This window comes from Companilactobacillus furfuricola (genome assembly GCF_003946325.1).
Lineage (GTDB): Bacteria > Bacillota > Bacilli > Lactobacillales > Lactobacillaceae > Companilactobacillus > Companilactobacillus furfuricola.
This window is the reverse complement of the sequence record NZ_RHNT01000001.1, coordinates 155,961-168,395: the sequence shown is the minus strand read 5'-3', so window position 1 is coordinate 168,395 and position 12,435 is coordinate 155,961. Positions and strand designations below refer to the sequence as shown.

Below are 12,435 nucleotides of genomic sequence, written 5' to 3'. Positions count from 1 at the left end.
GAGGAATTGATAAATTTATGAAAATTGCCATTGTTACTGATAGCACATCTTATTTACCTCAAGAAATTGTGGATCGATACAACATTACCGTTGTTCCGATAGAAGTTGTGTTTGATACTAAATCTTATCGTGAAGATATTGATATTACTACTTCAGAGTTTTATGACCTGCTACAAAAATCATCAGAATTACCATCAACGGCTCAACCGCCGATCGGTGAAATGTTGAAATTGTACGATAATCTTGCCAAAGAAGGATATGATGCGGTGATCTCGATCCATTTGGCATCATCGATCTCTGGTTTTGTTAACAACTTAAAGAGCGCCGCTGAAACGGTTGAGAATATCAATGTAGTAGTTTATGACTCATGGATCACAGTAAGATTAATGGGATACTTAGTTCAAGAAGCTGCTGCTATGGCCCAAGACGGTAAAGCTCTAAACGAAATCATCAAACGTTTAAACATTTTAAGAAATACTATGGGTGAATCATTCGTCGTTAGTGATTTGAAAAACCTGGTCAAGGGTGGACGCTTATCTAATGCATCTGCCGTGATCGGAACGATGCTGAACATTAAGCCTTTACTAGAATTTGATTCCGTGAGTCACTACATCATTGCCTATGATAAAGTCCGTTCGCTCAAAAAAGCTAAGGCTAAGGCAGAAGACAAACTCAAACGTGCTATCAAAGATTCAAAATACCCACTCCGCTTATTGGTCATCGATGGTGATGACAAACCAGCTGGAGACGAATGGGCTGAACATTTGCAGCAAAAGTACCCAGATTTAACTTTGGATCGTTCATATTTTGGTCCTGTTATTGGAGCACATTTAGGAAAAGGTGCTCTGACTATTGCTTGGATCCGTGATTTTGAGAAATCATAAAGATGAGTTTTAGGGGGATATTATGAAATTGAATAAAAAGAATCTTGCAGTTTTGTTCTCTAGTGCACTTTTATTAACATCAACGTTTGGTTCAGTCACAACTACCTTTGCTGACTCAACATTGGCTACTGACAATCAATCTACTGAACAAGTGACAAATGATACCACTACAAGATCACAGAACAGTCAAACTACCAATGCTGACAATACTCAGGCCACGACACCGAAAACTCAGGCTAATGCAACAACTGACGTTGCAGCTATCAAGGCAGCTATGCTAACTGAGATCAATAATTTACGTGCTCAAAATAATTTGAACGCATTGACTGAAGTCGGTGTCTTGAACAACTACGCTCAAGAAAGAACTGATCTTTTTGCTTCAAATGGTACGGGGATCGATAACCATGTAGGTTGGAATTCTCAAAAGATGGCACCATACAATTTGACTGCTGAAGAAAACATCGGTCAGTTGCCACTTGGAACATTATCAAATGATCCTTCTGAGATTGCCAAAACGATCATTGCTGAATTTTACAATGAAAACAATGATGCTATTCCTAATTATGGTCATCGCAAGAACATGCTCAACCCATACGTCGGCTATATTGGTTTTGGTGTGACTATTGGTACCAACGGCATGATTTATTTCAGTCAAGAGATCGGTAATGATGCAACATATGCTGCCAAGAGTAGCTACACGGACCGAAATACTTACTATTACACAACTCAAAATGATTATGCTAACGTTTCTCAATATGATGTTGCTGACGCTTCACGTAAAACTTCTAATGCTGCTGCAGATTATGTTCAAAATGGCAACAAGTATATTTACAGTGATGTTCGCGGTGGAGCAAGTACCCGTGATTCATATGTCAACTTATACAACAGAGAAGGAACAATGTACACGAATTTACGACTAGCACCAGGAACTGATTGGGCCTCAGATATCGTTTCAATCATAAATGGTTCTTATTATCTACATGTATCCAATAATGGTTTTGTTCGGGCAGAGGATGTCCTTCCATGGGCTTCGTTCTTAGCAGGACAAGTTATCCAAGTCAAAAATGACAATACAGTCATCTACGATGATTATGGCAAGCCAACGAATCGCAAAGTAATGGCTGGTTCCGCTTGGCAAACTGACCGTCGCTCGATCAACTTTGGCACTAACGTTAAGTATTATCGGATCGGAACTAATGCTTGGCTATTGGAATCAGACTTAGTTAGTCCCTTGAACTAATAAACAACTGAATAATCTATGAATGACAATATTCTATCGAGTATTGTCATTTTTTGATGAATAAATCTGGAGGTCCTTTTGAAAGAAATATTTGACGATTATATAAATAAAAATGTAACTAAATATCGCTTAAATCCCAATATCAAATCGTGGTACATTGCAAATAAGTGGTTGATGATCTTTTTCTTATTGTTCCCACTAATAATGGATCTATTGTTTGGCACTTTTATGATAAACAGCATCGTAAAGAGTATAATTATATTAATAATTGGATCAATCTGGGTCTATTTAAAGTATTTATTTGTTAAACGGGTGTTAGTCTTGCATGAAAAACCACTCAAACCTTGGAAATACAATTTATACAATGCAGTGATTTGGGGATTGTTCGTAGCTGTTTTAGCCATCCCCTCATCAGGTAGCGACTATGCAGGTGGAAATTTCTTAATTAACTGGTTGACGATCTTTATCATCGGAGCGTTGTTTTCTCTATTATTCACCAGTCTCGAAATGGATCGGTTCCGTTTATATTTGAATAAACACAAATAATTCCCAGAAAAGTTCGGGGGGTTATTATGAAAAGAATTCTTACGGCTTTATTTTTCTCTGTGCTAATATTTGTTGGTTTGCTGTCATTTAATGACGAAAGCGTCAACGCAAAGGGGAGTTATGTCGATAATTTTGATACCGATGTGTATATCCAGACTGATGGCAGTGCCAAAATTAAACAATCGATCCGTTTTTATGTTTCTGGTAAGCAAAATCAGTTTAGTTTTACATAACATTTCTCGGATTCCGTTAAAACTAATAATGCTAAACCTAAGGTAATGTTTTACGATGGGAAAAATGAGTTACCGCTGCATTATGGTTCAGGGGATGATAATACTTATGACACTATGGCTGGCCATGGATTGGTTGCCATTGGAGTTTATCATACGATAAATGATGGCTTTGCAAGTGCGAGATATAATTATCATGTCAAAAATTTTGTTGTAAATTATAATGACGTTGCAGAAGTTAATTGGCGTTTAATTGATTCCGATTGGAAGATGTCCTTTAAAAGAATTTCCGTAACTTATCATTTACCAACTGGAGCCAATAAGGACATCTATGCTTATGAAAAAGGACTTGCGAAGTACAACATTCAAATTGATCACAATAGGTCGAAAGTCAGTTTTGTTGCTCATAAAGTTTCTGCTCAACAACTATTTGAAACTAGAATTCTTTTCCCAAATACCGTCACCTATAACAATAAGAACCAGATCAAGAAAAATGCTAAAACTAAAATAATTCATCAAGAACAGCAATACGATCGTCAGCAAACACTTAAGCACGTTATTTTTTATACAATGGGTGTATTTTTTATCCTAATAATTATTTCTTGGTATTACACTCTTTTTCGCAATATCTATCGAAATCCTTACCAGAAGAATTACCCGATTTCGGAGTATTTGCATTGGTTTACAACTCCCAAGTTAGGACCAACCATGACAAAATTACTCTTAAGAAATCAAACTTTGGCTGACTTTAGCTGCTTTGTAAGTGAATTGTTAGTTCAAATAGATCGAGGCAAGCTTCAAATTAAGCGAAACGGTAAAATTATCGAGATAAAGCGTATTGCTCCGATCCACGATAAATTTATCAACTATTTGCTGAATGAAGTAGGAGATAGTCAACAAGTTAAATCTACTGACATTCAAAACTTTAGTGATGATCAACTATATGTGGAATATCATAATTGGCTCATTCGAGCATCCAATGGGAAAAATCGTTTCATTGAACCAATCTCAATCAATCACCGACACAGTTTAGCCAATATTTCATTGTTCACCAGCTTTTTTGCTGTCTTAGTATTGATCTTAGCAGCATTTCTTAACCCAGGGGTGATCTTTACTGTGGCATTCATTTCATTGGGTATTTTAATCTGTAGTTGGTTGGCGTTTGGATTGATTAACCGTTATAGCAAATGCATGACTGATTCCGGAAAAGAGTCGATTTCGCAGTTAAAAGCATTTGACTTAATATTGACAGATCCAGAAAAAATAATCGAGTCTATTACTCATGGTAATATTACTAAATCGAATATTTTACCGTATGTAATTGCTCTTCACAAACAAGAAATTATTGATTTAGATATTTTTAAAGTTGATAAAGAAAACCTAGCACTTTTGGTTGGTGCATTTCAAAATAATCCTGTTTTTAACAAGCATCGCATCAATATTTAAATTACCGCATCAATGCAATAAAAAGTGGATGAAAAACCGTAATCGGCTGTTCATCCACTTTTTTATATCAATATTTATTATTTTTCCAGATAATTCAACGTTGCTGTTCCCATAGCTTTAGCAGCGATCAATAAACAGTCTTCATTCATCATGAAATCAGGGCTATGATGCGGATGATTGGCTCCATCTGGAGTTTGACATCCGACATAGAAGAAACAACTTGGTCGATCATTGGCGAAGTAAGAGAAATCTTCTGAAGGATCCTGTGGTCCACAGTCAAATACTTCGGTAATTTCTGGAATATCCGCATGACTGATCGCGGACATTGCTTTTTCAGTAATTTTGGAATCGTTATATAAGACTGGGTAATTATCGTCATAGTCGACATCAGCTGTAACGTCGAACATGTCACAAATGACGTTAATGATCTTTTGGATCCGGGTGCGGATGACCTTCCGGGTCGATTCCTTCATGATCCTGACGTCTCCTTTTAAGACGACGCTTTCTTTAATGGCATTGTAAGAACCTGCTCCATCAAAAGAGCCGATCGTAACACTAGCAGTATCAAAAGGATCGATGTTTCGTGAAACTACCGTCTGCAGTGCGGTCACAAAGTAGCTTCCTGCAAAACAATTGCATCCTTAGAAAGATGAGGCATTGATGCATGGCCACCTTTACCAGTGAATTTTATCGTAAAATTAGCGCGTCCTGTTTGCGTTTCGTTGGTATGATAGCCAATTGACCCAGTGGGCATAGACGTCATTACATGGGCACCAATGACGTTATCGACGCCTTCTAAAACACCAGCGTCGATCATTGACTTGGCCCCACCAGGAGATACTTCTTCAGCCGGTTGATGGATGATACGGATCTTGCCACGCAGCTTATTTTTCATTTCAAAAAGATTCTTGGCAAGGATCATCATATAAGCGGTATGTCCGTCATGTCCGCATGCGTGCATCACGCCAGAATTCTTAGACTTGAAAGGCAAATCATTATCTTCTTGAATTGCCAGAGCATCAAAGTCAGCACGTAAAGCCAGTGTTTTGCCAGGATGTCCAGAATCGATATCCACAACTAAGCCATAGCCATTGCCAAAGTTCTTAGTTTCGATACCATTTTGATGATAAAAATCTTTGATGTATTTAGCAGTTTCTTGCTCGTGAAAAGATACTTCAGGGTGCTCATGAAGGTGGCGACGAATGTTAATAATATCTGTTTCTGAGTCATTTAGCCTTTGCATTAATTCACTTTGAACTGTCAATTGATCCACTCCTTAACCATTTTTAATACTTTTAGCGTAACACTGTTTGAAGGAAAAAATCAGCCGTATTTCCACCTGAAATATATCTTCTCAGAGCTTTTTGAGACCTTTCTTTTGTTCTTCATCGATCATATGTGTATATAAACTCGTTGCTCCCGTTGAATTTTGTCCTAGTTGCGTGGCAACTAATTGTTCATTTTTAGTGGCAAGATAAAGTTTTGAGGCTAAGGTATGTCGCAGTTTATGTGGGGTGATCCGAACTTTGAAAGCAGCTGAATACTTTGCGACCATCTTTTCAATAGTTGATGATTTGATCCGTGAAGGTTTGCCTCGATATAAAGTCAAGAATAAGGCACGGTCAGCTTTATTAGCATGATACAGTTCTTTTCTTTGTTCAACGTAGTCTTGAATAAATGGCAGAGTCCAGGGTGCAATATGGACGATATCTTTTTGACCACCTTTACGAACGACACCGATAGTGCCTGTTTTTAGATTTAGATGCTGAATATCAGCATTGGCAGCTTCGGAAACTCTGAGACCACTTCCTAATAAGAGAGCGTTTATCGCCAGATCCCGTTTTTTATCACGCAAAAAATAACGTTTTTGATTGGCAGTCAATTTAGTTTCGTATTTCTCGTCAATAAACGACAAGTACTCATGATCAGTATTGCCCAGCATGAGTTTTGTCTTCAAATTAGAAGCTCGAGTTGCAAAAGTTTCGTTAGTTCTAACCAAGGCAATCTTATGCATCACATTGCGGTCAAAATAAGCCTCTCCATTGTCATCTTCGGTATCTTCAGTTAAGTACTTGAAAAGCGATGATAAAGCGTGCAGAGAGCGATTTACCGTTGAATGCGTCTTGCTTTCGTGGGAGCCAGTAGTTTTAGCTTGATTCAGCAATGCTGACTTGTAAAATTCAACCGTTTCTTTCTTGAGATGTTCTAATTCTTCCAACTTGATCTCTGATTGTTTTGTAGCAGGACTGTGGCCTTCAATGATCAACCAGCTAAAAAAGCGACGAAACTCCGTTAAATATTGATATAGTGTGGCAGGGGAGAGCGGTATGGTAGATTTTGCTTGATAATATTCTTTCACGAACCAGGGGGATGTTGATAACTCTTCATCGATCAATTTCAGGTATTGTTGTTTTTCCATAATTAGCTTTCTCCAAACGTATGTTCTATATGTAAATATGATACCTTTTTTATACTGATTTGGAAAATATTAAGAAAAAAGACTCGATTTTTTGAACAATCACTATCGTCCAAGAAGCTCGAGTCTTTTTTCTATTTAATTTTTTTAATTAATTTTGCGGGGTTGCCACCAACAACAGCATAAGATTCAACATCTTTTGTTACCACAGCGCCAGCTCCAACGATCGCATGCTCACCAATTGTTACGCCTGGTAAAAGAATTGCTTTGGCACCGATCCAAGCACCTTCTCGGATGGTTATTGGAGCGGTTTTTAAGATATTCATGTGTTCGATATCATGATTAGCTGTCAACATGGTCACACCTGGAGCAATTTGGACATTGTCCTCAATCGTAATTCCACCAAGTGCTACTGTAATCAAACTGTGATTAATGAAAACATTTTGGCCGATCTGAATTTTATTTCCACGATCAATTTGGGTAGGCGCCCAAATGGTACTATTTTCAGGCAATCTATTTTCGAATAGTTGATTTAAATAATTTCTGATTTGCGAATCGTTAGGATCAAGATTATTGATCTTGAAACAAAGCGATTTGCTACGAGCACTTTCTTTAACATCATCGAGATACTCTTTTGAATTCATATCATATATTTTCATAATTAGTTCACCTTTGAAAGAAATTCTGCACCATCAGCTGTTAAATGATCGATAAAAGTGGACTTCTTTGTATCAAGTTGTTTTATGGTATCCATTTCTTGATTAGTCAAATAAAAATCAAAAATATTAAAATTTTCTTCTAAATGATTTAAGTTACTAGAGCTAGGAATCGTAACAATATTTCTTTGTATTAACCAACGTAAGATAACTTGAGGCACCGTTCTTTGATGATTATCGGCAATTGCTTTTAATGTAGGTAATTTGCTTAATATTTGAATAGATTCACCAAAGGGTGCCCATGATTGTGGCTGAATATCATTTTGTAACGCATAATTTGACTCCGGTATTTCTTGAAAAAAGGGATGTATTTCGATTTGATCGATCATCGGCTTGATTGTGCTATGCATGGTTAAATCAATCAGTTGAAATGGAGCAAAATTCGAAACACCGATAGCCTTGACTTTGCCATCTCGATAAAGTTTTTCCAATGCACGCCACTCACCAAAAACATCACCGTATGGTTGATGGATCAAATAAAGATCTAAATAATCCAAATCTAATTTTTCTAAAGAATCATTGAACGCTTTGAGCGTTCCAAGATACCCATCTGACTGGATCTTTAACTTAGAAGTTATAAATAGGTCTTTTCGATCAATATCACTATTTTTAATGCCTTGACCAACTTCAATTTCATTATCATAGTTGGCAGCAGTATCAATTAATCGATACCCCAAGTCGATTGCCTGCGGTAATAATTGAGGTAGATTTTTAACATTCATTGTTCCTAAGCCTAATTGTGGCATGGATAATTGGTTATTTAAAATTACGTTTTGCATTAAGTCACTCCCAATTTATTGGATAAATTCATCTTAAGAGAGTATCTTAATTATGTAAAATACTTATAATAAAAGGTAAACTATCCATATATTGAATAAGAGAGAAGCAAAAAAGCATGGAAACTAGATTATTTAAATACTTTTTAGCCATTGCTCAAACAGGCACAATTTCTAAAGCATCTCGTGAATTGCATGTCACACAACCGACTCTAAGCCGCCAATTAAAAGAACTTGAAAATGAACTGGGAACAGAACTATTTATTCGAAAACAACGGCAAATGGTTTTAACTAATGCAGGACTGCAGTTCCAAACTGATGCCAAACAAATTTTATCGATGCTTGATCATGCAAAGACCAATGTCCAAGAAATTGATAATAAAGTAGTAGGAACGATTGCTATTGGTTGCATTGAATCCAACGCTGCCGAATTACTTGCTCAAACCATTAGGCTGTATCACGAGCAGTATCCAGGTGTAAAAATCGAGTTGTATGACTTAGATAGTACCGATATCCAAGAACGATTGGATCAAGGGATGTTAGATTTAGGGATTGTATTGAAACCAAGTGAAACTGCTAAATACCATGTTAAAGATTTAAATTTAAAAGATTCCTGGGGATTAGTTGTGTCAAAAAAAGCGTTCTTAAATCAAGATGAAATTTCCAAGGCCGAAATGCGAAAGATTCCTATTTTTGTGACTCGCAATAATTTGATCCAAACTGAGATGACCACTTTACTAGGTATTCCATTATCAGAGTTGAACGTCATCGGTAAGCAAAATTTAGTTTCCAATTCTTTGTATTTAGCGAAGAATCAGACAGCTTATCCACTCTGTGCTAAAGGGGCTTTTATCGGTGCTACCACTGACTTAAAGTTTTTACTTTTAAAAGATGCAAGTTTGATAGAGCAGCAATTAATTTGGAGTAAACAACGAAAAGTTTCAGAAATCGTTCAAAGATTTATTGAATTACTGGTCAAACAAGATCAAAAAAGCAATTAAGATTACCTATCCAAACGTTATCGGTTTAAGATAGAAATTTCATATAATGCTTCCTTACCTAAGGCAGGCTAGTAATCACCATTAATATAAAATAACCTTTCCTAAATATTAATGATAAGGAAAGGTTCTTTTTGTATTTACGAAATTATAATTTGAGGATTTTCGACAGGCTAATCAAAAAATTGTCAACTTTACTTCCGGGAAATTTAGTAGTTAAAATCCCATAGGATACATGGATATCGGTTTTTAAAGGGATTGATACAAGATTAGGATGAATACTTTTCCAAGGAGTCAAAGTTATCAAAGGGATGTTTTCTTCAACAGCCAGATTAAAGGTATTCATATCATAACGGCCACTGGTTGCCACTACTTGAACAGTAGGGTATTTCTCGTGAATGATTTTTCTCACTGACCTTGCATATTCCTAAAATTAATAATTAATTATTAATCACGCTTTAGATTTAGTATGCATTTTTTACTATTCATTTATTCAATTGAATTGACTAAATAATTTCGCCATACTAGGTATATCAATACTCTTTGGAGATAGACATATGAACATGAATGAAGAATTAAGACAACTATTACTAGCGACTAATTTGGGAAAAAGTCGAGACCATCCATTAGCTGGATGGAATATTTTGACGATTCTTTATGGTAATCGAGCAAGTGCCGATATTCCAAGAACATTAGACTTTTTACTTAAACAGTACAATGCCAATTATTTAGATGATAAATCAAACGAAGCACGGATCAGTGATGCAGTATTGAAAAGTGTCTTGGGAACACTAAATGAGCAAGCTAAATTCATTGAAGTTTCACCACGAAAGATACGAGTCCGTATGGAGAGTGGAGCCACTCATATGCAACAAGCCCCCGTTTATCGGATAACTAGTCGTGGAATGGAATATTTAGCAATGCTCCCAAAGGTCCTCGATGCCGAAAGTACCGTTACTGCAAATATTTCACGAATAAATGAATATTGTCAATTAATTGCAAAATTAAATTCTCCAGAGATAGATCCTTCAAACACACAACTATTCAATGATTTCAATAATATAATCTCAGCTTATACTGACGTCATGAAGGGGATGCATAAACTAAGTGAAGACCTAGATGAGGTCTCCAATGATTTAGCATTTAATCACGGTCGATCAACACCATCGGTAAATTCGTTGAACAGGAACAATTAATCGACCAATGGCTTGGCTAACTTATCTAGCAAGTGTAATTTGTGATTTATAAGTTAACAAGTAATAGCTTTGGATTTGGTATATTTAAAGTTTTGAATCAATCGAGATACAATTAAAAAAATCAACTAATTGATGATTATCTATCGTGTTAGTCTATTATCAAATTAAAAGAACTCCACCAGCAAATTGGTAGAGTTCTTTTTTGACTAATTCTGTTCAGCAAAAAAGTTATCTAAAGCAAATCTCAAATTGGTTGATAAAAATTTAAAAGCAGATTTGGTTAATTGAGATTCAGGGGCAGCAATATCAAAGCAGTGGAAGGCCCCTTTGACCTCTAGTAAGTTGGTCCAAATTCCAGCTTTCTTCAGTTTTGTAAAGTATTGAACTGTTTCATCATAAAAAGGGTCGATTGTCCCCACAAATGATATAGCTGGTGGCATATTGGACAAATCTTCGGCTCGATTCGGCGCAGCATAAATCGGTACATTTGCACTGTCGAATTGATTGCCTAAATATATATCCCAAGCATTTTTATTCGAACGCTCACCCCAAACAGGAGCATCGTTATCTTTCATCGACTCTGTGATCATTCTATCATCTAGCATTGGATAAATTGGCAACTGTAAAGCTATATTAACTTCACCTTTATCACGAGCATACAGCGATAATGCTGCGGCAAGCCCACCTCCAGAACTACAACCACCAACGACAATTTGATTTGAACGAAGATTGTATTTATTAATATTGTCCTTGAGCCACAATAAGCTCAAATAAGCATCATTTAGGGCAGCCGGATAGGGAGCTTGCAGTGAAAGAGTATAATCAGGAGCAAAAATTATTCCCCGACTAGCATGTACTAATTGTTCGATCATCGCAATTTCGTCTTCTGGTTGTCCCATAGCATAACCGCCGCCGTGAAACCACAAGATACCAGGAACGGTAGAAGCGGTAGACTTCTTTTCGGAATAGATCAGAATTCTCAATTTACTGGCATCATTTCGCGTTAGATAAACCGTTTGGACGTTTAATCTACGATTGTCCGGAACAACATCATTTCTGGCTGCATTCATTTGCTTAATAATGTCCATCGAAAAATACGGCAAACCTTGGCGGAACTGTTCACCTTGCTGGCGAATTTCTGGATGGATTTGATCGGTTGTGATTTTCATCGTATGCTGTTATCCAATTCTTTGTATTATTTTTAGAATGTTACAATTCAAAAATTTAATGGAATTTATCAAGATAAGTCTAAATACCTAATAGAGGAGCAAATATCAAAACTATTCCAGCAATTAGCAATAGGATGTATACGAGGAGTCTATTTGACCAAATCCTACGACCTAATTGTCTTGAGTTACTGATATTACCGACGACAGCAAAAAGCCCCAAAATTACCAGACCAATTCCTAAAATTACTAACATATAAGAACCCCCATATTCACAAATTAGATATTATTGTTTAATATCAACTTCCTGACGCATATGCTTTAATACGATCTTAGCATATACATTGAGGATCATAAATTAGAGATACCAAAAACTACTACCATATCCTGGACGTGGGAGAGATTAGCTAAATCAGCAATACATGTAGAAAATGGAAACCTAACTTGATCCCACCACATTAACAAGCTTGCCAAGAAAATAATATTGTTCTCGATCCATAGCTAATCTTGGAACAGGGGACAGCTACCTGACATTTATAATTCAATGACGGTAAATTTAGAACTCTTGATCAATATTTTTAAAATTTCCGCAGAAAAGCATAATGTTTTAAGCCTCTACATTGCAATTGCTTGGGCCATTCAAAGGGGAGCCACATCAATTATCTGGTTTAATAAACCTAAATACATGGATGAGACATTGCTACTAATATACAATCATCCAAAAATGAAATGAATATACTAAAAAAATTAGCTGAGCAAATTCAAGAAAATATGCGTGGTAATTAAGATACATATATGAGGCGGATACATATATGAATAAA

General features: G+C 36.3%; 13 protein-coding genes and 1 pseudogene. 8 read left to right on the top strand and 6 right to left on the bottom strand.

The genetic code is table 11. The features are described from left to right. Nucleotides 1–17: 17 nt before the first annotated feature. The 5 genes from EKM78_RS00760 (at nucleotide 18) to EKM78_RS00740 (ending at nucleotide 4,346) form a co-directional block, all read left to right on the top strand. A complete protein-coding gene (locus EKM78_RS00760) occupies nucleotides 18–884 on the top strand; it encodes a DegV family protein (protein WP_125767985.1) in 867 nt (288 codons plus the stop codon). 22 nt (nucleotides 885–906) lie between these two features. Next, on the top strand, nucleotides 907–2,124 hold the full coding sequence (locus EKM78_RS00755) for a CAP domain-containing protein (RefSeq protein ID WP_125767983.1): 1,218 nt from the start codon (nucleotides 907–909) through the stop codon (nucleotides 2,122–2,124). A 78-nt stretch (nucleotides 2,125–2,202) separates the two neighbouring features. Continuing rightward, on the top strand, nucleotides 2,203–2,670 hold the full coding sequence (locus EKM78_RS00750) for a hypothetical protein (protein WP_125767981.1): 468 nt from the start codon (nucleotides 2,203–2,205) through the stop codon (nucleotides 2,668–2,670). Between the two features lie 26 nt (nucleotides 2,671–2,696). Next, nucleotides 2,697–2,903, top strand: coding sequence for a hypothetical protein (locus tag EKM78_RS00745; RefSeq protein WP_125767979.1), 207 nt, complete (start codon nucleotides 2,697–2,699; stop codon nucleotides 2,901–2,903). A gap of 45 nt (nucleotides 2,904–2,948) precedes the next feature. Continuing rightward, nucleotides 2,949–4,346, top strand: a complete 1,398-nt coding sequence (locus tag EKM78_RS00740) for a DUF2207 domain-containing protein (protein WP_125767977.1) — start codon at nucleotides 2,949–2,951, stop codon at nucleotides 4,344–4,346. Between the two features lie 77 nt (nucleotides 4,347–4,423). On the opposite strand, the pseudogene EKM78_RS00735 reads toward EKM78_RS00740, so the two are convergent. The 4 genes and pseudogenes from EKM78_RS00735 to EKM78_RS00720 all read right to left on the bottom strand — a co-directional run bounded on the left by EKM78_RS00735 (nucleotide 4,424) and on the right by EKM78_RS00720 (nucleotide 8,257). Then, nucleotides 4,424–5,610, bottom strand: a pseudogene (locus EKM78_RS00735) (amidohydrolase). A gap of 90 nt (nucleotides 5,611–5,700) precedes the next feature. Next, a complete protein-coding gene (gene xerS / locus EKM78_RS00730; RefSeq protein WP_125767975.1) occupies nucleotides 5,701–6,765 on the bottom strand; it encodes a tyrosine recombinase XerS in 1,065 nt (354 codons plus the stop codon). 131 nt (nucleotides 6,766–6,896) lie between these two features. Next, nucleotides 6,897–7,088, bottom strand: coding sequence for an acyltransferase (locus tag EKM78_RS13390; protein WP_425453518.1), 192 nt, complete (start codon nucleotides 7,086–7,088; stop codon nucleotides 6,897–6,899). Between the two features lie 335 nt (nucleotides 7,089–7,423). Further along, nucleotides 7,424–8,257 (bottom strand): aldo/keto reductase, encoded by an 834-nt coding sequence (locus EKM78_RS00720; protein WP_125767971.1) that lies wholly within the window; start codon nucleotides 8,255–8,257, stop codon nucleotides 7,424–7,426. 116 nt (nucleotides 8,258–8,373) lie between these two features. Between EKM78_RS00720 and EKM78_RS00715 the strand changes: the two genes are divergently transcribed. Continuing rightward, nucleotides 8,374–9,255: a LysR family transcriptional regulator gene (locus EKM78_RS00715; RefSeq protein WP_125767969.1), complete on the top strand. Its 882-nt coding sequence runs from the start codon at nucleotides 8,374–8,376 to the stop codon at nucleotides 9,253–9,255. Nucleotides 9,256–9,400: 145 nt separating this feature from the next. Here EKM78_RS00715 and EKM78_RS12935 read toward each other — a convergent pair whose 3' ends face one another. Beyond that, nucleotides 9,401–9,664, bottom strand: coding sequence for a hypothetical protein (locus tag EKM78_RS12935; RefSeq protein ID WP_211334317.1), 264 nt, complete (start codon nucleotides 9,662–9,664; stop codon nucleotides 9,401–9,403). 145 nt (nucleotides 9,665–9,809) lie between these two features. Here EKM78_RS12935 and EKM78_RS00710 point away from each other — a divergent pair, with 145 nt between their 5' ends. Next, nucleotides 9,810–10,448, top strand: coding sequence for a hypothetical protein (locus EKM78_RS00710; protein ID WP_211334316.1), 639 nt, complete (start codon nucleotides 9,810–9,812; stop codon nucleotides 10,446–10,448). A gap of 206 nt (nucleotides 10,449–10,654) precedes the next feature. On the opposite strand, the gene EKM78_RS00705 is transcribed toward EKM78_RS00710, so the two are convergent. Then, complete coding sequence (locus EKM78_RS00705) at nucleotides 10,655–11,617, bottom strand: alpha/beta hydrolase (protein ID WP_211334315.1); 963 nt, start codon at nucleotides 11,615–11,617, stop codon at nucleotides 10,655–10,657. 541 nt (nucleotides 11,618–12,158) lie between these two features. Between EKM78_RS00705 and EKM78_RS12360 the strand changes: the two genes are divergently transcribed. Continuing rightward, nucleotides 12,159–12,347, top strand: a complete 189-nt coding sequence (locus EKM78_RS12360; RefSeq protein ID WP_164507121.1) for a hypothetical protein — start codon at nucleotides 12,159–12,161, stop codon at nucleotides 12,345–12,347. Nucleotides 12,348–12,435 lie beyond the last annotated feature (88 nt).